The following is a 24,736-nucleotide window of genomic DNA, read 5'->3' as shown; positions in this document are numbered from 1 at the left end:
GCGTCAGATCCGCCTGGCCAGCGCCTGTTCGACCGGGCGCAGCAGCAGGTAGATGACCGGCGTGGAGAACAGCGTCAGCAGCTGGCTGACGATCAGCCCGCCGATGATGGCCAGGCCCAGCGGGTGGCGCAGCTCGGCGCCCATGCCACTGCCGAAGGCCAGCGGCACCGCGCCCAGCAGCGCGGCCAGGGTAGTCATCAGGATCGGACGGAAGCGCTGTTCACAGGCGCGGCGGATGGCCTCGATGCCGTCCAGTCCCTCCTCGCGCTCCAGCTCCAGGGCGAAGTCGATCATCATGATCGCGTTCTTCATCACCATGCCGACCAGCAGCACCACGCCGATGGTGCCGATCACGTCGAACTGCAGCCCGCTGATCCACAGCGCGGCCAGCGCGCCCAGTACCGCCGAGGGCAGCGTGGACAGGATGGTCAGCGGGTGGATGAAGCTTTCGTACAACATGCCCAGCACCAGGTAGACCACCAGCACCGCGGCCAGCATCAGCACCGCCTGGCCGGACATGGCGCCGGACAAGCTGCCCGCCGCACCCTCAAGATGCGGGGTGATCGAGTCCGGTAGTCCGATGTCGTGTTCCAGCCGGGACAGCGTGTCCACCGCATCGCCCAGGGACACGCCCGGGGCCAGGTTGAAGCCGATATCGGCGTAGGGGAACTGGCCCTGCCGTTCCAGCGTCACCGGCGCGGCCTGCACGCGTAGCTTCGCCAGGGTGGACAGCACGATGGGTGTGCCATTGGCGCCTGGCACGTGGATGCGGTCCAGCACCTCCTGCACATTGCGCAGGCCGCCGCTGGCGGCCAGCACCACGTGGTACTGGCTCAGGTCGGTGTAGAGGGTGGAGACCTGGCTCTGCCCGTAAGCCGCGTACAGCGCCTGGTCGATGCTGCGCATGCTCACGCCCAGGCGCGAGGCCGCCACGCGGTCCACGTCCAGGCGCGCTTCAAGGCCGCGTCGCATGGCCTGACTGTCGACGCTGGCGAAGGCGGGGTCGGTGCGCATCGCCGCCATCAGTCTGGGCGTCCACTGCGCCAACGCGGCACGGTCGGTGGATTCCAGGCCCATCGCATAGGGCAATGCGGAGGACTGGGTGTCCAGGGTGAGGTCCTGCACCGAACGCAGCTGCAGCCCCAGGCCGGCCTGACGCGCCCTGGCCGACAGCCGCGCGATGACCTCGGCGCTGCCCTCGCCCCCGGGCTTGAGCGCCACCAGCAGCGGCACGGTGCCCAGCGTGGTGTTGGTCTGGTCCACGCCGGCGCTGATGGACACGTGGGCCACGGCCGGGTCGGCGACAACCAGCCGGGCCGCGGCCTCCTGGCGCTGCTGGATGCGCGCAAAGGCGCTGCCGGCATCGACCTGCACCGCGCCTTGCAGCATGCCGGTGTCCTGCACCGGGAACAGCCCCTTGGGCAACCCCCACAACAGCGCAGCGGTCAGCAAGGTGGCGACCGCCACCGCCAGCATCACCGCAGCCCGCCGATGCAGCAGGCGTTCGAGCAGGCGCGCGTAGCCGCGCTGAAGCCGCACGAAGAACGCATGCTGGTCGGGCTCGGCCTCGGGCTGGAGCAGGCGCGCACACAGCATCGGCACCAAGGTCAGGGTGACGCCGGCCGAGACCACGATCGCCACCGACAGGGTCACGGCGAACTCGCGAAACAGCCGCCCGACCACGTCGCCCATGAACAGCAGCGGGATCATCACCGCGATCAGCGCCGCCGACAGCGACACGATGGTGAAGCCTACCTGCCCGGCGCCTTCCAGCGCGGCTTGCATGCGCGGCTTGCCCAGCGACATGTGGCGGCTGACGTTTTCGATCATCACGATGGCGTCGTCGACCAGGAAGCCGGTGGCCACCGTCAGCGCCATCAGGGTGAGGTTGTTGAGGCTGAAGCCCAGCGTGTAGATCACCGCCAGGGTGCCCACCAGCGACAGCGGCACAGCGATGCCCGGGATCAGCGTGGCCGGCCAGTTGCGCAGGAACACCCAGATCACCGCCACCACCAGCACGATGGCGATGCCCAATTCGACCTGCACGTCGTGCACCGAGCTGCGAATGGTCTCGGTGCGGTCGCCGAGCACGGTCAGGTGAACCGAGGCCGGCAGCGCGGCCGACAGCGCCGGCAACGCGGCGCGGATGCCGTCCACGGTCTGGATGACATTGGCCCCGGGCTGGCGCTGGATGCTGATCAGGATCGCCGGCGTAGTGCCGGCAAAGGCGGACTGGCGCGTGTTCTCCGCGCCGGTGACGATATCGGCCACCTGGCCCAGGGTGAGCGGGGCGCCGTGCTGCCACGCCAGCACCAGGGCGGCGTAGTCGGCCGGGTCCTCCAGCTGGTCGTTGGCGCCGATGGCATAGGCCACCTGCGGGCCGTCGAGGGTGCCCTTGGGCATGTTGACGTTGGCGGCGGCCAGCGCGCTGTCGACATCGGCCAGGCTCAGGCCATGCGCGGCCAGCTTGCGCGTATCCACGGTGACCCGCACCGCCGGGCGCTGGCCGCCGCTGACGGTGACCAGGCCCACGCCGGTCATCTGCGAGACCTTCTGCGAGATGCGGGTCTCGGCCAGCTGCTGCACCCGGGTCAACGGCAGGATGTCGGAGGTCATCGACAGGGTCAGCACGGCGGTGTCGGCCGGATTGACCTTGCTGTAGACCGGCGGATACGGCAGGTCGTCCGGCAGCCGCGCCTTGGCCGCGTTGATCGCCGCCTGCACGTCCTGCTCGACCTCATCCAGCGAGGTGCTCAGACCGAACTGCAGGGTGATCACCGAGGCGCCGTTGGCGCTGGTCGAGCGCATCTTCTCCAGGCCGGCGATCTGCCCGAGCTGGCGCTCCAGCGGCGCGGTCAGGGTGTCGGCGGTGACGTCCGGGCCGGCGCCGGGATACTCGGTGTAGACCTGCAGCGTGGGGTAATCCACTTCGGGCAGGGCCGAGATGGGCAGGCTGCGGTAGCCGATCAGGCCAGCGACCAGCACGCCGACCATCAGCAGCGCGGTCGCCACCGGTCGGCCGATGAAGACACGAGACAGGTTCATGGGCAGGCCGCTCAGCGCCCGGCGTCGGCCGGCGCGGTGTCCACCGGTGCGTCGCTGGCCACGCGCACGGCCACACCGTCCTCAAGCGCATCGACACCCTCGACGACCACCTGTGCCTTGGCATCCAGGCCGTCGCCGCTGACCACGCCCATCCCATCCAGGCTGGGGCCGGTCTGCACCGGCTGCAGGTGCGCCTTGCCCTCGCGCACGGTGAACACGTACGCGCCCTGCGTGCCCTGGCGGATCGCCGGCAGCGGCACCACCAGCGCGTCATCCAGCATCCGCGCATGCAGGCGCGCACTGACGAACTGGTTGGGGAACAGCGCACCGGCAGCATCGTCGAAGCGCGCCCGCAGCATCACCGTGCCGGTAGCTTCATCCACGCGGTTGTCGATGGCCTGCAGCGTGCCGCTGGCCAGCACATCGCCGCCATCACGCGCCAGGGCGTCCACGGTGACCTCGCCTGCCTTGCGCGCGGCCACCACCTGGGCCAGCTGCGCCACCGGCACGGCGAACTTGACCGTGGTCGGCGTGGTGCTGGCCAGGGTCACCAAGCCATCGGCATCGCCCGGGCTGACCAGGTTGCCGGCATCGACCTGGCGCAGGCCGGCGATGCCGTCGATGGGCGCGGTGATGCGCGTGTAGCCCAGCTGCACGCGCAGCTGGCCCGCGCTGCCGGTATCGGCCTCGACCACGCCCTGGGCCTGCTTGACCGCGGTGTCCTGCGCATCGAGCTGTTGGCGCGAGGCCGAGCCGATGTCCACCAGTGCGCGGGTACGTTCCAGCTCGCGGCGCGCGTTGGCCAACTGCGCCCGATCGCGTGCCAACGCGCCTTCGGCAGCTCGCAGCTGGGCGCGCAGTTCGCGATCGTCGATGGTGGCCAGCAGGTCGCCGCGTTGCACGGGTTGGCCTTCGCGGAAGTCGACCGTGGCCAGCGTGCCCTGCACCTGGGTGCGTACGGTGACCATCGATGCCGGTACCACCGTGCCCACCGCGTCGAGGTAAATCGGCATGTCGCGCACCTGCGGGGTGACGGTACGCACCACCCGTGGCTGGGCGGCCTGGTCGTCCTGTTGCCCGTGATGGCGCGTCAGGGCGACCACGATCAGCAGCAGGACACCGGCGAGCAATGCAGGCAGCGCCAAGCGGCGCCAGCGGGACGTCTTCAAGAAGTTCACCGAGGGAGGCAGTGAGGGTGGCACCGGTCGACACATGCGCCGCCGGACGGGCCTCGCGTTCCGACGAGGCCGGGCGCATGGTAGGCAGGCACGCCCGCCGGTCCGCTTCAAACTGCACCGACTTTGTAACAAGCGGTAACAGCAAAAGCCGCTGCCGTGCGCGCAAACCCCCGTGGCGGCGGGATTTGCGCGATACGCGGTATTTTTCCCGGCATTCGGGCCGGTTGCGTAGCGGCGGCGCGACGAAAAGAATGCCGCCCAATCCACGCGCCGGAGCTCACGTGAAAGACAGGTCCTCCCGCATCCTGATCGTTGACGACGATCTGGAACTGCGCGACATGCTGCGCCGTTATCTCACCGAGCACGGTTTCGAAGTGCAGGCACTGGCCTCGGCCAGCAAACTGGACGAACGCCTGCGCCGCGAGCCCTACGATGCCCTGGTGCTGGACCTGATGATGCCCGGCGAAGACGGGCTGTCGGTGTTGCGCCGGCTGCGCGCCGAAGGCAGCACCCTGCCGATCCTGATGCTGACCGCGCGCGGGGCGTCGGTGGACCGTATCGTCGGCCTGGAGATGGGCGCCGACGACTACCTGGCCAAGCCGTTCGATCCACGCGAGCTCATCGCCCGGCTCAAGTCGGCCCTGCGCCGGCAGTCGATGAGCGCCGGCGAAGGCCATTGGGCGGGCAGCAACGTCATGCGCTTTGGCCCCTACACCCTCAACCTGACCCGCATGGAAGTGCTCAACGGCGATGCGCCGGTGCCGCTGTCGAGTACCGAGTTCCAGTTGCTGCGCGTGCTGGCGGCCAGCCCGGGCCTGCCGCTGAGCCGCGAGCACCTGCTGGACCGCCTGCGCGGGCGCGAATACGAGGCGCTGGATCGCAGCCTTGACGTGCAGGTGATGCGCCTGCGCCGCAAGATCGAAGTGGATCCGTCCAACCCACGCTTCGTGCGCACGGTGTGGGGCGTAGGCTATATGTTCGTCCCCGATTCGGCCGAATGAAGCGCTTCTGGCCACGCTCGCTGCTGGCGCGCAACGTCGTGCTGCTGATGGCGCTGACGGTGACCCTGGTGGTGTCGACCTTCGCGGTGTTCTACCACCTGGTGCAGCGCCCGCGCGCCGAGGGGCTGGCGCAGTTGGTGGTCTCGCAGATCAGCACCCAGCGCATCGTGCTATCCAGCCTCTCGCCCGAGGCGCGGCGCGCGGCGATCGCGCGGATCAACGCCGAGGGCCCACTGCGCATCACCGAGGCGCCGACGCAGCCTGGACCCGCCACGCAGCTCGATGGCGGACCATGGATGCAGGACTTCCTGAGGGAGCTCAAGGCCCGGCTGCCGGCGGACAGCCAGCCGATGGTCAACGCCGACGGGCAGGTCTTCATGCGCGTCAGCCTGGGAGCGCGGACCTATCACGTCACTGTGCCGCTGCACACGCAGCTGCGCAACCGCGCCATGACCGTGGCGGTCACGGTGTCGGCCATCGTCGCCGGCCTGAGCCTGTTGGCCGCCTGGTTGATCCAGCGCCGCATCAATCGTCCGCTGCGCCAACTGCAACGCGCCGCGCGCGCGGTCGGCAGCGGGCGCGCGCCGGAGCGATTGGACGAGGACGGGCCCTCGGAGCTGTCGGCCGTGGCACGCCAGTTCAACTGGATGGCCGAGAATCTAGAGCGCAACGACAGCATGCGCGCACTGATGCTGGCCGGCATCTCGCACGACATCCGCACGCCGCTGACCAAGCTGCGCTTGGCCCTGGCGCTAGGCCGGCTCGACGAGCAGCGCGCTGGCGTCTACATCCAGCAGATCGACCGGATCCTCACCAAGTTCCTGGACTTCGGCCGCACCGAAGGCGACGAGGCGCCCGCGCCGGTGGAGGTCAACACCCTGATCCGGCAGCTGGCCGCCGAGTTCGAGGACAGCGGCAGCTGGTTCGCGCTGTACCTGGATGATGCGGTGGGCACGGTGCCCATGCGCGCCCTGGCCCTGCAGCGCGCGGTGGCCAACCTGATGGAGAACGCCGCGCGCTACGGCAGGCAGGGCCTGACCGTGGAGACCCAGCGCCGCGGCCAGCAGCTCTCGATCTGCGTGGGTGATCGCGGACCGGGCATTCCCGCCGATCAGGTCGAGCACCTGCTGCGCCCGTTCACCCGAGCCGATGCGGCGCGTTCGGGCGGTGGCGGCACTGGCCTGGGGCTGGCCATCGTCGATCGCCTGGCGCGCGTGCACGGCGGCCGCCTGCGCCTGGACAGCCCGCACGAGGGCGGGCTGCGCGCCACCTTGCTGCTGCCCATCGAGACGCCCGGCAGCTGAAGCGGCGCTGTCGACGCAGGCCCACTGTCAGGGTTTGAAACATCCTCCCTACCCGGCGCAACACCTGGCGCCCGGGCGGTTCCTAGCATGATTCCACCGCGCCGGGATCGTCCCGACCGGACTTCATGAACCCCCGGAGGAACCCGATGCGAACCCTCGTCATGACCGCCCTGCTGATCCTGCCCACCCTGGCCCTGGCTGCACCGCAAAGCGGTGGCCGCGCCCAGCAGGCCGCCCAGCAGCTCGAAGCGCGCTTCAACCAGGCCGACGCCGACCACGACGGCAAGCTGACCCAGGCCGAAGCCGAGCGAGGCATGCCGCGCCTGGCCAAGAATTTTTCCAAGATCGACCAGGCCGGCAACGGCTACGTGACCCTCGAGCAGATCAAGGCGTTCTCCCAGCAGGCCATGGGCGGCCGTTGAGCCGCACCCTCCCCCACGTCTCCCTTCTCCCTGCCCGCCGGGCCAACAGGCACCACCGGACCCCCTCCACCGGCGGGCAGGGACCTTCTTTCGCGAGATCCGCCATGGCTTCCCTGACTGCCTCGTCCACCCTGCTGGCGCTGGTCACCCTGGCTACCCCGGCGCTGGCCGCCGATGACGTCCCCCCTTCGGCAGCCGACGACACGGCCGCCCACGGCCTGGTCGGCCTGGGTGTGGCGTCCATCCCCGACACGCCCGGCGGCGACGACCAACGCACCGTCATCCTGCCGGTCCTCAACGTGCGCTTCACCCAGGTCCCTTTCTACCTGGGCAATCCCTTTGGCGGCACGCCGTTGCAGGCGGGGATGGCCCTGCCCGTCGGCGCGCACTGGACCTTCGGCGCGGCGCTGTCCGCGCAGGCCAACGATCCGCGCGAGGCGACCGATGCCCAGCGCGCGGCCGGCGTGGAGGACATCGACCGCGCGGGCATGGGCTCGGTCTTCGCCCGCTGGGCGGCTGACGGGTTCTCGGCCACACTCACCGCCACCCGATCGATGGGTGACAGCGACCAGGGCAAGACCGCCACCCTGCGCCTGCAGCGCACCTTTCAGCCGAACCCACGCCTGCGCCTGACCCTCGGGCCGTCGGCCACCTGGTCCGATGGAGAACACATGCGCACTTGGTATGGCGTGCCCACCGGCAGCGCCCGCTATGCGGCCTACGACCCGGCAGGCGGCCTGGAGGAGATCGCGCTGAACCTGGGCGCCAGCATCGCCCTGAGTCCGCAGTGGATCGTCGGCTCCGGCCTGCAGCTGGCGCAGCTCCATGGCCACGCGCGCGACAGTCCCCTGGTCGAAGACGACACCCCGGTGCGCATGTCGCTGTTCGTCGCGCGTCGGTTCTGAATCCGCGCGCGGAGTTGCCCACCTCCCGTCCACTTTCGCCTCGTCGAAGGAGCCTTCTCGTGCAACGCCATCGTTTCGTTCTCCTGCTCATCGCGGCCGGTCTGGTCCTGGGGACCACCGGCGCCGCGCAGGCCACCACCGTGGTCACCGCCACCCGGGTCAACCTGCGCGCCGGTCCGGCCACCACGTATCCGCTGGTCGTGGCCATGCCGGCCCAGGTCACTCTGGTCACCTATGGCTGCACGCCGGGCTACACCTGGTGCGACGTCGCCTGGGGCGGTCATCGAGGCTGGGTGTCGGCGACCTACATCCGCGTGGTCCAGGCGCAGCGCCTGGTGGTCCTCACGCCAGTGCTGGCCCCCAGCATCGGCCTGACCGTCGTGCATTTCGACCATGGCTACTGGGAGCGCCACTACGTGGGCCGTCCCTGGTATCCGCACTGGCCAAGCGAGCCCTCAGTCACCGTGGTCCACCGTGGCGCAACGGCCTGCAATGACCAGGGCTGTGCCCACACCGGCCGAACCGTGGTCAGACCCGCCGAGCCCGCGCACCGCAGCACCACCGCGTGCAATGGACACGGCTGCGTGCGGGTGGACCGCGCACGCTGAGGCTAACCCCCCACGAAGCGCAGGCCCACGCCCGGCTCGGTCACCAGGTAGCGCGGTTGCAGCGCCGAGTCGCCCAGCTTGGTGCGCAGCTTGGCCACCAGGACACGCAGATAGTGGGTGTCCTCGGTATGGGTGGGGCCCCAGACCTCGCGCAACAGCTGCGGCTGGGTCAGCACGCGGCCGGCGTTGGCCACCAGCAGCGACAGCAGCGCGAACTCCTTGCGGCTGAGCGTCACCGGGGCGCCATCGAGCTGCACCTCGCGATGGATCAGGTCCACGCGCAGATGGCCGTCGTCGTACACCGGCGGCGCACTGGCATCGGCCAGCACCTGCTGGCGCAGCAGGCCGCGCACGCGCGCCATCAGCTCCTGGGTGCCGAACGGCTTGGTGACGTAGTCGTTGGCCCCCGCATCGAGCGCGGCGACCTTCTCGCTTTCGGCTGCGCGCACGCTGAGCATCAGCACTGGCACCTGGCTCCACTGGCGCAGCTGGGCCAGCACCTGATGTCCATCCAGATCGGGCAGGCCGATGTCCAGGATCACCAGGTCCGCGCCGTGCGTGGCCAGGGTTTCCAGCCCGGATCGTCCATCGTGGGCCTGCAGCACCGCGTAACCCTGCGCGCGCAGGGAGATCTCGAGAAAGCGGCGGATCTGCGTTTCGTCGTCGATTACCAGCACGCGGGCGGGCGAGGTGCAGGCGTCAGTCGGAGTCGTCGGTGTCATCGCGGGGCGGGGGCTGCAGCAGGGGCAAGGTGATGCGGATCAGCGTACCGCGTCCATCCTGACCGGGAAGCGCCTCCACGCTGCCGCCATGCGCGCCGATCATGCCCTGGCAGATGGTGAGCCCCAAGCCGGTGCCGTGGCGGCCCCGATCGCCACGTTCGACGGTGTAGAAGATGTCGAAGATCCGCGCGCGCTCGGCTTCGGGAATGCCCGGTCCGCTGTCGGCGACGTCGATGCGCAGCGCACCTTCGGCCAGGCGCGCGGACACGCGCACCGCTTCGCCGGGCGGCGAGAACTTGGCTGCGTTCTCCAACACGTTGAACACGGCCTGTTCGACCAGCGCCGGATGCACCCACATCATCGGCAGCTCCGGCGCCAGCGACACCTCGACCTTGGCGCTGGCCTGGTAGCGCTGCAGACGACGCACGGCCGAACCCACCAGCTCGTCCACGCCGATCCAGTCGCGGTTGAGGGTCAAACCGCTGTGGCCCAGGCGGGTCATGTCGAGCAGGTTCTGGATGTAGCGGTCCAGGCGCTCGCCTTCGGTGAGGATGGTCTCCAGCAGCGCGCGGCGGTCCTCCAGCGGCATCGCTTCGGCATAGCTGGACAGGCTGCTGGCCGAACCGATCATCGCCGCCAGTGGCGAACGCAGATCGTGCGAGACCGAGGAGAGCAATGCCGAACGCAGGCGCTCGGTCTCGCCGGTCATGCGCGCGCTCTCCAGGTCGCCCACCAGCTGCGTGCGCAGCGCGGCCTGGGCGATGTCCTCGACCATGGCCTCGGCCAGGCGACGGTGCTCCAGGCCCAGGCGCGGCTGACCTGGCTCCAGGCGCAGGCCGGCCACGCCGATGGTGGCCTTTTCACTGGCGGTCATCGGCACGAACCACCAGCCGGCGCCGGCCAGCGTATCGGTGTGGCGCCCGCTGGGCGCGCCATGTCGCTGGGTCCATGCCGCGGCGGCCAGGTCGAGCTCGCCCAGCGTCGCCGACGGCGCGGCCTCGACCACCTCGCCCACCCGCAGCCAGGCCTGCAGGTCCAGCGCCCGCTCCATCGCCCGGCGCCCGGCCTGCAGCACCTGCCCCAGGTCCGCGGCGGTGGCCAGCTCGCGCCCGAGCTGCTGCATGGCCGTGGCGTGGCGATTGGCGGCGGCCAGCGCCAGCACCTGCATGCGCAGCCGCGACGCCAGGCGCCCGGCCACCAGCGCCGCGGCCAGGAACAGGAACACCGTCACCACGCCTTGCTGGGCACTGATGTGGAGGGTGTAGCGCGGAGCGATGAAGAAGAAGTTGTACGAGAGGAACGACAGCGCCGCGGTCAGCACCGCCGCGGCCATGCGTGTGCGCGCGGCCACCACCACCACCGCGACGATGAACACCATCGACAGGTCGTCCAGCCCGATCCAGCGTTGCGCCAGCCATGACAAGCCGACCGCCGCAACGGTCGCCAGCAGCGAAAAGCCCAGGTCGTGCCGGCTCAGTCGCTGCGGCAGCGCATGGATGCCACGGCGCGCCCGCGCCCGTGCCGCGGGCGTGCTGACGATGTTGATCTCCAGGTGCGCGCCGCGTTGGATCAGCTGCTGGGTCAGGGTGCGGTTGACCATGCGCGCGAGCGGCCGCTCGCGCGTGCGCCCCAGCACCAGCGTGGACACGCCATTATGTGCGGCGTGGTCCAGCAGCGCGTCGGCGATGGTCGGACCATGTAGCAGCTCGGCCTCGCCGCCCAGGCGACGGGCCAGGGCGAAGGCGCGATCGATCTCCTGCTGGGTCTTGGCGTCGAAGGCGCGCCGCTGCACGGTCACCACCGTCCACGGCGCGCCGCGGCGCTCGGCGATGCGCCGCGCCACGCGCACCAGGTATTCGCTCTGGCCGCCGCCGTCGATGGCCACCAGCACGCGCCGGCGCAACGGCACCCCGGTCTGGCCGCGCGCGGTCGCGTCCTCGCGCAGGGCATTGTCCACATGCTCAGCCGCGGTCTGCATCGCCAGCTCGCGCAAGGCCGTGAGATTGGATGGCGAGAAGAACGCCTGCAGCGCCTGGGCGGCCTGTTCGGGCAGGTAGACCTTGCCCTGCTGCAGGCGCTCGACCAGTTCGCGCGGCGGGAGATCGACCAGCACGATGTCGTTGAGCCGGTCGAACACCGCATCGGGCACGGTCTCGGACACGCGTACGCCGGTGATGCGCAGCACCATGTCGTTGAGGCTTTCCAGGTGCTGCACATTGACCGTGGTCCACACGTCGATGCCGGCGTCGAGCAGCTCGGCCACGTCCTGCCAGCGCCGCTCATGACGGCTGCCCGGCACGTTGCGGTGGGCCAGTTCGTCCACCAGCACCAGCGCCGGCCTGCGCGCCAGCAGCCCATCCAGGTCCAGCTCCTCCAGCAGGTGGCCCTGGTAGGCCAGGTGCCTGCGCGGCTGCTGGGGAAGCCCTTGGACTAGGGCGGCGGTTTCGCTGCGGCCATGGGTCTCGACGATGCCCACCACCAGATCGGTGCCGCGCTTGAGCTGCTCACGTGCGCGGCTGAGCATGGCGTAGGTCTTGCCCACGCCGGGAGCGGCGCCGAGGAACACGGTGAGCTTGCCGCCGTGTTCGCGCGCGAGGCCCTCGATGAGGGCGTCGGCTTGGCGGGTGCGGGAGTCGGTCATGGCGGTGATTGTGCGTGGGTTGCTGTTGGTTTTGGTGTTTGGGTTGCTGCGCTGTGAATCGCATGAAAGCAGTGCTTTCGCGCCCTGCGGGCGCGAGTGACTTTTGTCGCGGCAAAAGTCACCAAAACCGCTACTCGCCGGGACGCGATCCGGCGCTGCGCGCCGGTCCCCTGCGCTTCTCGGAAAAAACGGCACGGCGCCCAAACTCGCTTCGCTCAAACAGGGCGCCTCTTCGGCCGTCTTTTCCTGCGATGCTCGGCTCGCTTTACGGCTCAGACAGGGAAGCAAGGAGCAACCGCAACAGCGAGAGCAGGCGGTTGCTCTGCTTTTGCTTTGAGCCCCCCCGTAAGGCACGGCGAAGCGACGAGGACAAGACCCGTAGGGCGCCGCATAAGGAGGTGCGACGTTTTTGGAAGGGACATAGATGTCCCTTCCAAAAATCCCTCGTCGCGTAGCGGACCTGCGCGAAGCGCAGGCGTGCCGCCCGGGGCGTGTTGACCAGACATGCGTCTGTTGAAACGCCCCTCTTTGCCCCGCTTTCTTTGCACGAGCAAAGAAAGTGGGTCGGGCGGCGAAGCCGCACGAAAGCGCTTGCTCTTAAAGAGAAAGCCAGAAACAGTCGGTCACTGCTTGGATGCCTCCGCCTCCAACGCCAGATTCAACTTCAACACATTCACCCGCGGCTGCCCAAACACCCCAAACTGCTTCCCAGCCGTATTGGCCTGCACGAGCGCAGTCACCTTCTCCAAAGACATTCCCCGCGCCCGCGCCACCCGCGCGACCTGGATTCGCGCCGCCGCCGGCGAAATGTCCGGGTCCAGCCCCCCGCCGGACTCGGTCACCATGTCCGTCGGCACCTGCGAGGGCGGCACGCCCTCGGCCCTGGCAACCTCGGCGATGGCATCGTCCACGCGCTTGATCGCCTCGGGGTTGCTGCGCGCCTGGTTGCTGCCGGCCGCCGACATCGGGTCGTACCCGGCCGCAGACGGACGCGGATGGAACCACGCATCGCCGGTGAACGGCTGCGCCACCAGTGCCGAACCGATGACCGTGTCGCCCCGCCGCAGCAGGCTACCAGTGGCCTGGTCAGGAAAGGCCGCGCGCGCCAGGCCGGTGCCGAGCAGCGAGTAGGACAGCCCCATGATCAGCAGGGCAACCAACGGGAGCACCAGGGCCGGTCGCCACGCGGCGCGGTCCTGCAGGGGGTGGGGCGACATGGCGATACCTCTTTCGAAGGTGGGAGACATCAACGCGGGGGCAAGGTCGGCGCGACTCATGCGCCGACCACCGCGGCCAGCAGCAGGTCGATCAGCTTGATCGCCACGAACGGCAGCAACACGCCGCCCACGCCGTAGACCAGCATGTTCCGGCGCAGCAGTGCCGTGGCTGTGGCCGGCCGGAAGCGCACGCCGCGCAGCGCCAGCGGGATCAGCGCGGGGATCACCAGGGCATTGAAGATCAGCGCCGCCAGGACCGCGTTGCGGGGGCTGGACAGGTGCATCACATTCAAGGCCGCCATGGAGGGAATCGCCGCGGCGAACAGCGCCGGCAGGATGGCGAAGTACTTGGACACATCGTTGGCCAGCGAGAAGGTGGTCAGCGCGCCGCGGGTGATCAGCTGTTGCTTGCCCACTTCCACCACCGCCAGCAGCTTGGCCGGGTCGCTGTCCAGGTCGACCATGTTGCCGGCCTCCTTGGCGGCCTGGGTGCCGGAATTCATCGCCAGGCCGACGTCGGCCTGCGCCAGGGCGGGCGCGTCGTTGGTGCCGTCGCCGACCATCGCCACCAGCCGGCCGCCGGCCTGCTCGGCCCGGATGCGCGCGAGCTTGTCTTCGGGCCTGGCCTCGGCGATGTAGTCATCGACGCCGGCTTCGGCGGCGATGGCCGCGGCGGTGAGCGGGTTGTCACCGGTGATCATCACGGTCTTGATGCCCATCGCGCGCAGCTGGGCGAACTTTTCCTTGATGCCCTGCTTGACCACGTCGGACAGCGCGATCACGCCCAGCACGTGGCGGCCCTCGGCCACCACCAGCGGGGTCGCGCCGCCGCGGGCGACCTGCTCCACGCGCGCGGCCAGTTCCGTCGGCACCCCGCCGCCCTGCTCGTTGACATAGCGCGAGATCGCATCGACCGCCCCCTTTCGGATCGCGCGGCCGGCCACGTCCACACCGGACATGCGCGTTTGCGCGGTGAACGCCAGGTACTCGGCCTTGTCGGGCTCGGCGGTCGCGCAGCCATGCTGGCGTGCCAGTGCGACGATCGACTTGCCTTCCGGCGTGGGGTCGGCCAGCGAGGACAGCAGCGCGGCCTCGCGCAGTCGCGCACCGTCTACGCCAGCCAGCGCGTGGAAGTCCGTCGCCTGGCGATCGCCGTAGGTGATGGTGCCGGTCTTGTCGAGCAGCAGCACGTCCACATCGCCCGCCACTTCCACCGCCTTGCCCGATTTGGCCAGCACGTTGGCCGCCAGCGCGCGGTTCATGCCGGCAATGCCGATGGCCGGCAGCAGGCCGCCGATGGTGGTGGGAATCAGGCACACCAGCAGCGCGATCAGCAGCAGCGGATCGACGCGCACGCCCGCGAATGCGCCGATCACCGGCAACGTGGCCACCACGATGAGAAAGGTCAGCGTCATGGCCGCCAGCAGCAGGGTCAGGGCCACCTCGTTGGGCGTCTTCTGCCGGTTGGCGCCTTCGACCAGCGCGATCATCCGGTCCAGGAAGCTGTGCCCGGGCTCGGCGGTGATCTTGACCACGATTTCGTCGGTCAGCACCTTGGTGCCGCCGATCACGCCGCTGCGGTCGGTGCCGGCCTCGCGCAGCACCGGCGCCGATTCGCCGGTGACGGCCGCCTCGTTGATGGTGGCCAGCCCGCGCACGATCTCACCGTCGGCCGGGACGAATTCGCTGGCCGAGACGATCACGTAGTCGCCCTGCTTGAGGTCCGACGCGGGCAGGCGGGTCTCGCCAGCGCCGGGCAGCGCGGTATCGACCTTGCGCGCGACCAGGTCCTGGCGGGCGCTGCGCAGCGAGGCGGCCTGGCCGCGGCCGCGGGCCTCGGCGATGGCTTCGGCGAAATTACCGAACAGCACGGTCAGCAGCAGGATCGCGCTGACCGCCAGGCCGAAGCCCAGCGGCGCTTGGCCGCTCAGGGTGACCAGCAGGCTGACCAGCGTGCCGGCCATGACCACGGCCATGACCGGGCTGCGTACCAGCGTGGCGGGATTGAGCTTGCGCACCGCATCGCGCAGCGCGGCGTTGATGGCGGCGCCGTCCAGCAGGCGCTGCCGGGTCCGGTGGGAATGGACTTGGGTATTCATCGTATGCGCCTTCAATGAGCGATCAGGGCCAGGTGTTCGGCGACCGGCCCCAGCACCAGCACCGGCATGAACTGCAGGACGGTCAGCACGCCGATCACCGCGATCAGGGTCAGGGCGAAGGTCGGGGTCTCGATCTGCAGGCTGCCGGCCGATTCGGGCGTGCGGCGCTTGGCCGCCAGCTGCGCGGCCACGACCAACGGCACGATCAGCGCCGGATAGCGACCCAGGAGCAGCAATAGCGTGCAGCTCAGGTTCCACCAGGCGGTACCATCGCCCAGCCCCTCGAAGCCCGAGCCGTTATTGGCGAAGGCCGAGGCGTACTCATAGAACACCTGGCTGATGCCGTGGAAGCCGGGATCGGAGTTGCCGGTGAGCGATGGCACGGCCAGCGCGATCGCGGTGAACAGCAGCAGCACGATCGGCTGCAGCAGGATCAGCAGCGCCAGCAGCTTGACCTGCGGGGTCTCGATCTTGCGGCCGAACAGTTCCGGCGTGCGCCCGGTCATCAGTCCGGCCAGGAAGACCCCCAGCAACAGATAGACCATGAAGGCCTGCAGGCCGCAGCCGATGCCGCCCCAGATGGCGTTGACCAGCATGTCGGCGATGGCCACCCCGCCGCCCAGCGGGCTGAGCGAGTCGTGCATCGCATTGACCGAGCCGTTGGAGGTCTGGGTGGTCAGCGCTGCCCACAGCGCGGAGGCATCGGCGCCGAAGCGCACTTCCTTGCCTTCCATCACCATCGGGCTGGCCGACGTGGCGGCATGCCCTTCGGCCCACACCAGCGCGGTGGTGGAGGCCGCCGACATCAGCAGCATGCTGCCGAAGATCAGCCCGGCCAGCTTCCGGCGCCCGGTGAAGGCGCCGACCATGAACACCACGGCGATCGGCACCAGGATGATCGCCAGGCATTCGAGCGCGTTGGACAGCGGCGTCGGGTTCTCCAGCGGCACCGAGCTGTTGGGCCCGTACCAGCCGCCGCCATTGGTGCCCAGCTGCTTGGCCGCGACCATCGCCGCGACCGGGCCCAGCGGCAGCTTCTGGGCGGTGAAGGTGGCGCTGTGTTCGACCGGGGTGGCGCTTGGACCGGCCTGCAGGGTCGACGGCACGCCCTGGCTGCCCAGCAGCAAGGTCCACACCAGGCAGAGCGGCAGCATGAAGCGCACGCAGGCGCGGATCACGTCGGCGTAGTAGTTGCCCACGTCCACCGCGCGCGGCTCGTCTTGCTGTGCGTCCGCGCCTTGGCCCTTGCCGAAGAACGCGCGCAACGTCGCCACCGCCAGCCCTAACCCCATCATCGGAGTGACGATCTGCAAGCCGGTGATGGCCACCATCTGCGACAGGTAGGACAGCTGGGCCTGGCCGGAATAATGCTGCTGGTTGGTGTTGGTCAGGAACGAGACCGCCGTGTGCAACGCCAGGTCCCAGCGCATGTTGGGCACTGCATCGGGATTGAGCGGCAGCCAGGCCTGGGTCATGAACATCGTCCACACCAGCGCGCCGACCACCAGGTTGCTCAGCACGAACGCGCTGGCATAGCCGCGCCAGGACATGCCGCGCACCGGGTCCACCCCGAGCAGCGTGTAGAGCGGCCTTTCCACCAGGCCGAACACCGCGTCGCCCCACATCGGCGCCCCGCGCATGACCCGCGCCAGGTAGAGCCCCAGCGGCCAGGCCAGCGCCATCGCGGCGCCAAGGATCAACAGGATTTCGATCATGGCGGCGCGCTCAGAAGTCTTCGGGACGCAGCACGACGTACAGCAGGTAGGCGCCGGCGACGATCACCAGTGCGCCGCAGATCAAGGCAAGCCAGCCAGGCATGGCAGTTCTCCGGTCGGTTTAGAAGAAGGCCTGGAACGCGGCTTCCACGCGGGAGCCGGCCAGATCGGGAAAGAGGTCGCGCGCGGCGCGGTCGGTGTCGTGCCAGGTGAGGCGCAGTTCGAACGGCGCCTTGAACGCCCACACCCCACCCAGCTGCATGTGCGAGTAGCGCTGGCCGTAGGCGTCGTCCAGCCAGTAGTGCCCGACCGCGCCCTCCAGCCGGAACGCTTCGCCCAGCGGCATCCGCGCACCGAGTTGCGCGTAGGTGCCCGTGTGATGGGTCGCCAGTGCGTCGCTGGACCAGCCCAGCTGCGCCCAGACGTTGGACTTCCAGGTGAGCGTCGCGCCGAGCTCGGTCCAGTCCAGGTCGACGGCGCTGGACGGATAGCGGTAATGGGTCAGGTTGGCGTCCAGCGCCCAGTCCTGCGCCAGCGCGCCGCTCCAGCCAGCCACCAGGTCCAGCTCACTGCTGGCGTGGGTCTCGGGGGCGAACTCGACGTTCGAACCCCAGGCCGACACGTACAGGCCGTTGGCGGCCGATGCCTTGAGGCCCGCCTGGGTTGCGAAGTCGCCCTGGGTCTGGGTCGTGCCGCGCCAGACGTAGTCGCTGGTCAGCGCGGCGTTACCGGCCAGCGTGGCCGCGCCAGCGGCGGGGGGAACAAGCGACAGCGCCGCCAGGCCAAGAGCCGGCAAGGCGCGAACGGACAGGAACGACAACATGATCAATGCGGGCTCGCAGGAGACGGACGTCAGGTCCGCCGGAAGGCCGCCATCGTCCGCCCCGGGCGCGTAAAGGCTCCACGTCTGCCCGGCCACCGCCGCGTAAAAAACGCATCAATTCTCGGCCTGTGATCGATTGTGAGGTGATCGCGCGTCGCTGCACGCACCGCCAGCGTGCGCTGCAGCGGCGGGCGGTCGCCTTGCCCACGCTGCCAGGCGCGCAGTGTCCAGGGGCTTCATCACGCCGCAACATGCCGCAGGCAATGCTGCGCGCGTTGCAGACCACCCGGAGAGCCATCCATGCGCCTTGCCCTGACCGCCGCCGCCGTGTCCCTCGCCTTGTCCGCCTGCGCCTCGGCGCCGCTGGCCTTCGAGCCGCTGGACGGCAACATCTCCGGCACCTGCCATACCGACATGGTCAAGGGCGCCGTGGGCCTGGCCGCCGCGCAGCCGACCCTGGAACGCATCCGCGTGGACAGCGACAGCACCGAGCTGTCCACCGGCGGCGATGTGGCCGGCGCCACCGAAGGCGGCTCCACGGTGCACGTGCAGGTGGGCGACAACAATGCCATCACCGCGATCGGATGCAGTGGCAGCAGCATGGCAATGAACTGATCGCCGCAGGCCACGATCCATGACGACGCCGGCGCAGGACGCCGGCGTTTTCGTTTACACCGGCGCTGGCTCAGCCCCTGGCCGCGCGGCGCTCGCCACGCAGCGAGACCTTGTGCACCCGGGCCAGCAGCTTGAGCGCGGCCTGTTCCCACTGACGCTCGCCACGCGCGGTGCCTGCGGCGCGCTGCAGGCGACCATCCTCCCAGGCGACGAACACGCACGGGTCGATGTAGGCCTTGCGACACACCGCCGGGGTATTGCCCAGCGCGCGGGCAACCTCCTTGATGACCGCGTTCTTCGCGCGGGTCAACGCGGCTTTGCTGGCAGGCTCCGGCAGGGGAGTGGCCGCCAAGAGCTTGAACGCCGCCAGCGTGCCGCCCCAGGTGCGGAAGTCCTTGGCGGTGAAGTCCTTGCCCATCACCTCTTGCAGGTAGGCGTTGACCGCGCCGGAATCCACCGGCTGCAGCGCACCCTCGTCATTGCGGTACTGGAACAACGCCTGCCCAGGCAGGTGCTGCACGGCGCGGATCAGCTTGACCAGCCGGGCATCGTCGATGCCGATGTCATGTTCCAACCCGCCCTTGCCGCGGAACTTGAGCCGCACCCGGTCGCGGGCGAAGGCGACATGCCGGTTGCGCAGCGTGGTCAGGCCGAAGGAGCGGTTGTCGCGGGCGTAGGTCGCGTTGCCGATGCGCACCAGGGTCTCGGCCATGACCGCCACCACGATGGCCAACACCTTCTCGCGCGGGAAACCACGCAGCTTCAGATCCTGGCGCAGGCGGCGGCGCAGGCGCGGCAAGCGCGTGCCGAACTGCACGATGCGGTCGTACTTGCCTTCGCCGCTGACCTCGGTCCACTGCGCGTGGTAGCGGTACTGCTTGCGTCGCCGTGCGTCGCGCCCGGTGGCCTGCAGGTGGCCGCGGTCATCCATGCAGATCCACACATCGGTGTAGGCCGGCGGAATGGCCAGGGCGCGAATGCGGCCCAGGGTGAGCGCATCGCGCACCGCCTGGCCCTGTGGGTCGCGGTAGCCGAACCCCTTTCCCGCGCGCCGACGCGAGTAGCCAGGCTCGGCATCGGTGACGTAGATCAGGCCCGCCTGCGCGGCGATGACGGCCGCCTCGTTGAGGGCGGCGGCGGAGGCGGCGGGCTGGGGGCGTGGTTCGCGAGGCATGGCGTGCACGATGTGCAACGGCGCATCAAGGAGCCGTCAAGCGCATCGCCTGCGGCCGCGGCACGTGGTTAACATGGGTCCTTCTTCCTAGAGGAGCGCTGCATGTTCCGCATCACCCTGCCGATGTCGTTGCTGGTCCTGGGCCTGTCCGCCTGCAGCGGACCGCAGCCGGACGAGCAGCAGCGGGCCGTGGCCCAGTCCGAACAACGCGCCGAGGCGGCCGCCACCGCGACCGGCGAACAGGCACCGCCAGCCGATGCCAGCGCCTGCGATGCCACCCAGGCCCAGTGGCTGGTCGGGAAGACGCCGACCCAGGCCGACCTCGACCAGGCCAAGCAGGACACGGGCGCGGAGAGCGTGCGTGTGCTCAAGCCCAATCAGGTGGTGACCATGGAATTCAACGCCGCGCGCCTGAATGTGGAGGTCGACGACAAGGGCGCGGCCAGCGCGGTGCGCTGCGGCTGAGGCCGCTCGAAACAGCGGCGGATCCAGCGTGTCCGGGCGACGCGAAAGGCCTTGTTTTTGTTGCCTCTGAAACCGTCTACGCACCCGGATGAGGCAGCCGTTGCGGCGCCGCACCAAGATGTGGTGTTATCGCAAGTCCGGTGACACCTTCTTCACGTCTGCGCCGCCCTCGGAAGGGCACGGGTGCCGCCTCACCCTCCCTGTATTCCTGAGGTAGCACCATGGCCCCCCGCAACCGCCACGGGCTCTACGACCCCAACGACGAACGCGATGCCTGCGGCTTCGGCATGGTCGCCCAGTTGGACGACCAGCCCTCGCGCCAGCTCGTCGATACCGCCATCACCGCCCTGTCGCGCATGACCCATCGTGGCGGCGTCGCCGCCGATGGCTTGACCGGGGATGGGTGCGGCCTGCTGATCCGCAAACCGGACGCGTTCCTGCGTGCGTTGGCGCACGAGGCGCACATCGAGGTGGGCGCGACCTTCGCAGCGGGCCTGGTGTTCCTGCCGTTGAGCGGCGACCTGGCCGATGACTGCCGCAGCGCGCTGGAAACCGAGCTGGCCCGCGCCGGCGCGGTGGTGCGCGGTTGGCGCGTGCCGCCCACCGATGAGTCGGTCTGCGGCGAGCTGGCCCGCAACACGCTGCCGCGGATCGAGCAGATCTTCGTGGAAGCCGGTGAAGGCCAGGATCTGGAGGCCTTCGCGCTGGCGCTGTTCCTGGCCCGTCGCCGCACCGAACAGGCGCTGCGCGAGGCCACCAACGACTTCTACGTGGTCACCCTGTCGCCGCACGTGGTCGGTTACAAGGGCATGGTGCTGCCGGACAAGCTGCCGGTGTTCTACCCGGACCTGCAGCGCAGCGACCTGACCTCCAGCGCGATCGTCTTCCACCAGCGCTTCTCGACCAACACCATGCCGCGCTGGCCGCTGGCCCATCCGTTCCGCCTGCTGGCGCACAACGGCGAGATCAACACGATCGAGGGCAACCGCTCCTGGGCCCAGGCGCGCAGCAAGGTGTGGAAGACGCCGAAGTTCGACATCGCCGAGTTCAACCCGGTCATCTCCATGCATGGCTCGGACTCGCAGAGCCTGGACAACATGCTCGAACTGCTGACCTCGGGCGGCATGGACCTGTTGCAGGCGCTGCGCATCCTGGTGCCGCCGGCGACCGCCGCGCTGGAGTTCAAGGACTCCGACCTGGCCGCGTTCTACGAGTTCTATGGCCTGAACACCGAGCCGTGGGACGGTCCGGCCGGCATCGTCGCCTGCGATGGCCGCTATGCCGCGTGCATGCTGGACCGCAACGGCTTGCGCCCGGCGCGTTGGATGCTGACCTCCGACCGCCACTTCCTGGTCGCCTCCGAGGCCGGCGTGTGGGAGCTGCCGGCCGAACGCATCACCCGCAAGGGCAAGCTGGGCCCGGGCGAGATGATGGCCATCGATCTCAAGCGCGGCGACCTGCTCGACACCGAGGCGATCGACCGCATCAACCGGGGCCGCGCCCCGTACAAGCAGTGGCTGCAGCAGGGCGTGACCTATCTGCAGACCGAGCTGATCGACCCGTCGCTGGTCGAGGAGCCGTTCGACGACAAGACCCTGCGCAGCTACCACAAGCTGTTCCAGCTCAGCACCGAGGAGGTGGAGCAGATCCTGCGTCCGCTGGCCGAGACCGAGCAGGAAGCCACCGGCTCGATGGGCGATGACACGCCCATGGCGGTGCTCAGCCAGCAGACCCGGCCGCTGTACGACTACTTCCGCCAGGCCTTCGCGCAGGTGACCAACCCGCCGATCGACCCGCTGCGCGAAGGCATCGCCATGTCGCTCTCCACCCAGCTGGGCAAGGAGACCAACATCTTCCACGCGGCCGCCGAGACGGTGAACCACGTCATCCTCAACTCGCCGGTGCTGTCCCAGCGCAAGCTGCGCCAGCTGTTGAAGATGGACCAGTACGCGCAGAAGAACCGCCTGATCGACCTGTCCTACGCGCCCGAGGAAGGCCTGAAGGCCGGCATCGAGCGTATCTGCGCGCAGGCCGAGGCCGCCGCGCGCGAAGGCATGGTCATGCTGCTGCTGTCCGACCGCTATCCCGAAGCCGACCGGCCGATGGTGCATGCCCTGCTGGCCACCGGCGCGGTGCACCACCACCTGTCCAATGTCGGCCTGCGCTGCGAGGTCAACCTCATCATCGAGACCGGCACCGCGCGCGATCCGCACCACATGGCCTGCCTGCTGGGCTGCGGTGCCACGGCGGTGTATCCGTATCTCGCCTACCAGACCCTGTTCGACCTGGGCCGGCGCGGCATCCTCAAGCTCAAGGACGGCGGCGAAGTGGCCCAGATCGGCCGCAAGTATCGCAAGGGCATCTACAAGGGCCTGTCCAAGATCATCTCCAAGATGGGCATCTGCACCATCGCCAGCTACCGCGCCGCCCAGCTGTTCGAAATCGTCGGTCTGGACCCCGAGGTGGCGCAGCTGTGCTTCCCCGGCGCGGCCGCGCGCGTGGGCGGCGTGGGCTTCGGCCGCCTGGATACCGAGGCCCGCCAGCTCAGCCGCAACGCCTGGAACGACCTGCGCAAGCCGGAGGTCGGTGGCCTGATCAAGTACGTCCACGGCGGCGAGTACCACATGTTCAATCCGGACGTGGTCATGACGCTGCAGCGCGCGACCCGCACCGGGCAGACCAAGGACTGGCAGGCCTATGCCGAGGCCGTGCACAACCGCCCGCCCTCGACCCTGCGCGATCTGCTGCGGCTGAAGCTGGCCGAGACCCCGCTGCCGCTGGAGGAGGTCGCCGAGGCCGGCGATGTGCTGCGCCGCTTCGACACCGCGGCCATTTCGCTGGGCGCGCTCTCGCCCGAGGCCCACGAGGCCCTGGCCATCGCCATGAACCGCTTGGGCGGGCGCTCCAACTCTGGTGAGGGCGGCGAAGACCCGGCCCGCTACGGCACCGAGAAGCGCTCCAAGATCAAGCAGGTGGCCTCGGGCCGCTTCGGCGTCACCCCCGAATACCTGGTCAACGCCGAAGTGCTGCAGATCAAGGTCGCCCAGGGCGCCAAGCCCGGCGAGGGTGGCCAGCTGCCCGGCCACAAGGTCAACGAGACCATCGCCAGGCTGCGCTACGCCAAGCCCGGCATCGGCCTGATCAGCCCGCCGCCGCACCACGACATCTACTCGATCGAGGACTTGGCCCAGCTGATCTTCGACCTCAAGCAGGTCAACCCGACCGCGCTGGTGTCGGTCAAGCTGGTCAGCCATGCCGGCGTGGGCACGATTGCCGCCGGCGTGGTCAAGGCCGGCGCCGACCTGATCACCATCTCCGGCCACGACGGCGGCACCGGCGCTTCGCCGATCAGCTCGATCCGCTATGCCGGCGTGCCGTGGGAACTGGGCATCGCCGAGGCCCACCAGGCCCTGGTCCAGAACCAGCTGCGCGACCGCGCCATCCTGCAGACCGATGGCGGCCTGAAGACCGGGCTGGACGTGATCAAGGCCGCCATCCTGGGCGCGGACAGTTTCGGCTTCGGCACAGCGCCGATGATCGTGCTGGGCTGCAAGTACCTGCGCATCTGTCACCTCAACAATTGCGCCACCGGCGTGGCCACCCAGGACGAACGCCTGCGCGCCGAGTACTTCACCGGCCTGCCCGAGCGCGTGGAGCACTTCTTCCGCCTGCTCACCGAGGAAGTGCGCACCTGGCTCTCGCGCCTGGGTGCACGCTCGCTGGACGAGATCGTCGGCCGCACCGACCTGCTGGAGCAGATCGTGCACAGCCCGCGCGAAGGCGTGCACGTGGACCTCTCCCGCCTGCTGGCCGGAGCCCAGCTGGATAGCGATACCTGCGCGGCCCAGCGCATGTACGAATCCCCGGACAGCCTGGCCACGCAGCTGGACTCCGAACTGGCCCACGCCATCCGCACCAAGGCCGGCGGCGAGCATCGCCACCTGATCCACAACACCGACCGCTCCATCGGCACCCGCCTGTCCGGCGCCATCGCCCGTGCCCACGGCAACCTCGGCATGGCCGATGCGCCGATCCAGCTGCGCTTCCGCGGCACGGCCGGGCAGAGCTTCGGCGCGTTCAACGCCGGCGGCCTGAACATGGAACTGGAAGGCGAAGCCAACGACTACGTCGGCAAGGGCATGGCCGGTGGCCGCCTGGTGGTGCGTCCGCCGCGCGGGGCGCGCTTCGAGGCCCGCAACACGGCGATCCTGGGCAACACCTGCCTGTACGGCGCCACCGGGGGCGAGCTGTTCGCCGCCGGCCGCGCTGGCGAGCGCTTCGCGGTGCGCAACTCCGGCGCGCTGGCGGTGGTGGAAGGCGCCGGCGACCATTGCTGCGAGTACATGACCGATGGCATCGTGATGGTGCTGGGCCGCACCGGGTTGAACTTCGGTGCCGGCTTCACCGGTGGCCTGGCCTACGTGCTTGACCTGGATCGGGATTTCGTGGACCGCTACAACCATGAGCTGATCGACATCCACCGGATTAGTCCGGAAGGGTTCGAGAACTACCGCCAGCACATCCACACGCTGATCCAGCGCCATCGCGAACTTACCGGCAGCATCTGGGCCCAGCAGATCCTGGACGAGTTCCGCGACTACATCGGCAAGTTCTGGCTGGTGAAGCCCAAGGCGGCCAGCATCGAATCGCTGACCGACGCGCTGCGCAGGGCCGCCTGACCTGCGCCCTTGTGGGAGCCGCCACGGCGGCGATGGGCTTTCCCTGCAAAGCCTCATCGCCGACATGGCGGCTCCCACGGTGAACCCACGCACCGCCCGGCCACGCCGGGCGCACGAAGACCA

At 69.4% G+C, this 24,736-nt stretch carries 18 protein-coding genes; 8 read left to right on the top strand and 10 right to left on the bottom strand.

The window, feature by feature from the left end; genetic code table 11:
• Window positions 1-3: 3 nt before the first annotated feature.
• Both PJ250_RS08400 and PJ250_RS08395 read right to left on the bottom strand, forming a co-directional pair.
• On the bottom strand, window positions 4-3,045 hold the full coding sequence (locus PJ250_RS08400) for an efflux RND transporter permease subunit (RefSeq protein WP_271648130.1): 3,042 nt from the start codon (window positions 3,043-3,045) through the stop codon (window positions 4-6).
• A gap of 11 nt (window positions 3,046-3,056) precedes the next feature.
• On the bottom strand, window positions 3,057-4,214 hold the full coding sequence (locus PJ250_RS08395) for an efflux RND transporter periplasmic adaptor subunit (protein WP_271648129.1): 1,158 nt from the start codon (window positions 4,212-4,214) through the stop codon (window positions 3,057-3,059).
• Window positions 4,215-4,504: 290 nt separating this feature from the next.
• Between PJ250_RS08395 and PJ250_RS08390 the strand changes: the two genes are divergently transcribed.
• The 5 genes from PJ250_RS08390 (at window position 4,505) to PJ250_RS08370 (ending at window position 8,463) form a co-directional block, all read left to right on the top strand.
• The gene (locus PJ250_RS08390; protein WP_271648128.1) at window positions 4,505-5,224 is read left to right on the top strand and encodes a response regulator; all 720 of its coding nucleotides are present in this window, start codon (window positions 4,505-4,507) and stop codon (window positions 5,222-5,224) included.
• Complete coding sequence (locus tag PJ250_RS08385; protein ID WP_271648127.1) at window positions 5,221-6,528, top strand: ATP-binding protein; 1,308 nt, start codon at window positions 5,221-5,223, stop codon at window positions 6,526-6,528. Before PJ250_RS08390 ends, PJ250_RS08385 begins: the two co-directional genes overlap by 4 nt.
• 146 nt (window positions 6,529-6,674) lie before the next feature.
• Window positions 6,675-6,950: an EF-hand domain-containing protein gene (locus PJ250_RS08380; RefSeq protein ID WP_271648126.1), complete on the top strand. Its 276-nt coding sequence runs from the start codon at window positions 6,675-6,677 to the stop codon at window positions 6,948-6,950.
• 104 nt (window positions 6,951-7,054) lie between these two features.
• Entirely contained in the window at window positions 7,055-7,855 is an 801-nt protein-coding gene (locus PJ250_RS08375; RefSeq protein WP_271648125.1) for a MipA/OmpV family protein, read from the top strand.
• Between the two features lie 59 nt (window positions 7,856-7,914).
• Window positions 7,915-8,463, top strand: a complete 549-nt coding sequence (locus PJ250_RS08370) for an SH3 domain-containing protein (protein ID WP_271648124.1) — start codon at window positions 7,915-7,917, stop codon at window positions 8,461-8,463.
• A 2-nt stretch (window positions 8,464-8,465) separates the two neighbouring features.
• On the opposite strand, the gene PJ250_RS08365 is transcribed toward PJ250_RS08370, so the two are convergent.
• From PJ250_RS08365 to PJ250_RS08335, 7 genes are all read right to left on the bottom strand, one after another.
• Entirely contained in the window at window positions 8,466-9,185 is a 720-nt protein-coding gene (locus PJ250_RS08365; protein ID WP_271648123.1) for a response regulator, read from the bottom strand.
• Window positions 9,163-11,826: an ATP-binding protein gene (locus PJ250_RS08360; RefSeq protein ID WP_271648122.1), complete on the bottom strand. Its 2,664-nt coding sequence runs from the start codon at window positions 11,824-11,826 to the stop codon at window positions 9,163-9,165. Before PJ250_RS08360 ends, PJ250_RS08365 begins: the two co-directional genes overlap by 23 nt.
• Window positions 11,827-12,449: 623 nt before the next feature.
• Window positions 12,450-13,043: a potassium-transporting ATPase subunit KdpC gene (kdpC, locus tag PJ250_RS08355; RefSeq protein ID WP_271648121.1), complete on the bottom strand. Its 594-nt coding sequence runs from the start codon at window positions 13,041-13,043 to the stop codon at window positions 12,450-12,452.
• A 56-nt stretch (window positions 13,044-13,099) separates the two neighbouring features.
• Window positions 13,100-15,142, bottom strand: a complete 2,043-nt coding sequence (gene kdpB / locus PJ250_RS08350; protein WP_271648120.1) for a potassium-transporting ATPase subunit KdpB — start codon at window positions 15,140-15,142, stop codon at window positions 13,100-13,102.
• Between the two features lie 11 nt (window positions 15,143-15,153).
• On the bottom strand, window positions 15,154-16,857 hold the full coding sequence (gene kdpA / locus PJ250_RS08345; protein WP_271648119.1) for a potassium-transporting ATPase subunit KdpA: 1,704 nt from the start codon (window positions 16,855-16,857) through the stop codon (window positions 15,154-15,156).
• A 10-nt stretch (window positions 16,858-16,867) separates the two neighbouring features.
• Complete coding sequence (locus PJ250_RS08340) at window positions 16,868-16,960, bottom strand: potassium-transporting ATPase subunit F (RefSeq protein ID WP_093141244.1); 93 nt, start codon at window positions 16,958-16,960, stop codon at window positions 16,868-16,870.
• Window positions 16,961-16,978: 18 nt separating this feature from the next.
• Window positions 16,979-17,680, bottom strand: coding sequence for a TorF family putative porin (locus PJ250_RS08335; RefSeq protein WP_271648118.1), 702 nt, complete (start codon window positions 17,678-17,680; stop codon window positions 16,979-16,981).
• Window positions 17,681-17,980: 300 nt separating this feature from the next.
• On the opposite strand from PJ250_RS08335, the gene PJ250_RS08330 reads away from it, so the two are divergent.
• On the top strand, window positions 17,981-18,295 hold the full coding sequence (locus PJ250_RS08330) for a hypothetical protein (RefSeq protein ID WP_271648117.1): 315 nt from the start codon (window positions 17,981-17,983) through the stop codon (window positions 18,293-18,295).
• A 70-nt stretch (window positions 18,296-18,365) separates the two neighbouring features.
• On the opposite strand, the gene PJ250_RS08325 is transcribed toward PJ250_RS08330, so the two are convergent.
• Window positions 18,366-19,469: a DNA topoisomerase IB gene (locus tag PJ250_RS08325; protein WP_271648116.1), complete on the bottom strand. Its 1,104-nt coding sequence runs from the start codon at window positions 19,467-19,469 to the stop codon at window positions 18,366-18,368.
• A 102-nt stretch (window positions 19,470-19,571) separates the two neighbouring features.
• On the opposite strand from PJ250_RS08325, the gene PJ250_RS08320 reads away from it, so the two are divergent.
• Together PJ250_RS08320 and gltB are read left to right on the top strand one after the other, a co-directional pair.
• Window positions 19,572-19,934, top strand: coding sequence for an I78 family peptidase inhibitor (locus tag PJ250_RS08320; protein ID WP_271648115.1), 363 nt, complete (start codon window positions 19,572-19,574; stop codon window positions 19,932-19,934).
• A 221-nt stretch (window positions 19,935-20,155) separates the two neighbouring features.
• Window positions 20,156-24,613, top strand: coding sequence for a glutamate synthase large subunit (gltB, locus tag PJ250_RS08315; protein ID WP_271648114.1), 4,458 nt, complete (start codon window positions 20,156-20,158; stop codon window positions 24,611-24,613).
• Window positions 24,614-24,736: the final 123 nt, after the last annotated feature.

The organism is Pseudoxanthomonas sp. JBR18 (assembly GCF_028198165.1).
Classification (GTDB): domain Bacteria; phylum Pseudomonadota; class Gammaproteobacteria; order Xanthomonadales; family Xanthomonadaceae; genus Pseudoxanthomonas_A.
Note: the sequence above shows the minus strand (reverse complement) of the source record. Positions and strands in the feature narration are given on the sequence as shown.

What these genes read in the sequence shown, in the direction of transcription:
- PJ250_RS08400 (WP_271648130.1), bottom strand. Translation starts at nt 3,045, where the DNA reads ATGAACCTGTCTCGTGTCTTCATCGGCCGACCGGTGGCGACCGCGCTG.
- PJ250_RS08320 (WP_271648115.1), top strand. Translation starts at nt 19,572, where the DNA reads ATGTTCCGCATCACCCTGCCGATGTCGTTGCTGGTCCTGGGCCTGTCC.
- kdpC (WP_271648121.1), bottom strand. Translation starts at nt 13,043, where the DNA reads ATGTCGCCCCACCCCCTGCAGGACCGCGCCGCGTGGCGACCGGCCCTG.
- PJ250_RS08375 (WP_271648125.1), top strand. Translation starts at nt 7,055, where the DNA reads ATGGCTTCCCTGACTGCCTCGTCCACCCTGCTGGCGCTGGTCACCCTG.
- PJ250_RS08340 (WP_093141244.1), bottom strand. Translation starts at nt 16,960, where the DNA reads ATGCCTGGCTGGCTTGCCTTGATCTGCGGCGCACTGGTGATCGTCGCC.
- PJ250_RS08385 (WP_271648127.1), top strand. Translation starts at nt 5,221, where the DNA reads ATGAAGCGCTTCTGGCCACGCTCGCTGCTGGCGCGCAACGTCGTGCTG.
- gltB (WP_271648114.1), top strand. Translation starts at nt 20,156, where the DNA reads ATGGCCCCCCGCAACCGCCACGGGCTCTACGACCCCAACGACGAACGC.
- PJ250_RS08380 (WP_271648126.1), top strand. Translation starts at nt 6,675, where the DNA reads ATGCGAACCCTCGTCATGACCGCCCTGCTGATCCTGCCCACCCTGGCC.
- PJ250_RS08325 (WP_271648116.1), bottom strand. Translation starts at nt 19,469, where the DNA reads ATGCCTCGCGAACCACGCCCCCAGCCCGCCGCCTCCGCCGCCGCCCTC.
- PJ250_RS08360 (WP_271648122.1), bottom strand. Translation starts at nt 11,826, where the DNA reads ATGACCGACTCCCGCACCCGCCAAGCCGACGCCCTCATCGAGGGCCTC.
- kdpB (WP_271648120.1), bottom strand. Translation starts at nt 15,142, where the DNA reads ATGAATACCCAAGTCCATTCCCACCGGACCCGGCAGCGCCTGCTGGAC.
- kdpA (WP_271648119.1), bottom strand. Translation starts at nt 16,857, where the DNA reads ATGATCGAAATCCTGTTGATCCTTGGCGCCGCGATGGCGCTGGCCTGG.
- PJ250_RS08365 (WP_271648123.1), bottom strand. Translation starts at nt 9,185, where the DNA reads ATGACACCGACGACTCCGACTGACGCCTGCACCTCGCCCGCCCGCGTG.
- PJ250_RS08335 (WP_271648118.1), bottom strand. Translation starts at nt 17,680, where the DNA reads ATGTTGTCGTTCCTGTCCGTTCGCGCCTTGCCGGCTCTTGGCCTGGCG.
- PJ250_RS08330 (WP_271648117.1), top strand. Translation starts at nt 17,981, where the DNA reads ATGCGCCTTGCCCTGACCGCCGCCGCCGTGTCCCTCGCCTTGTCCGCC.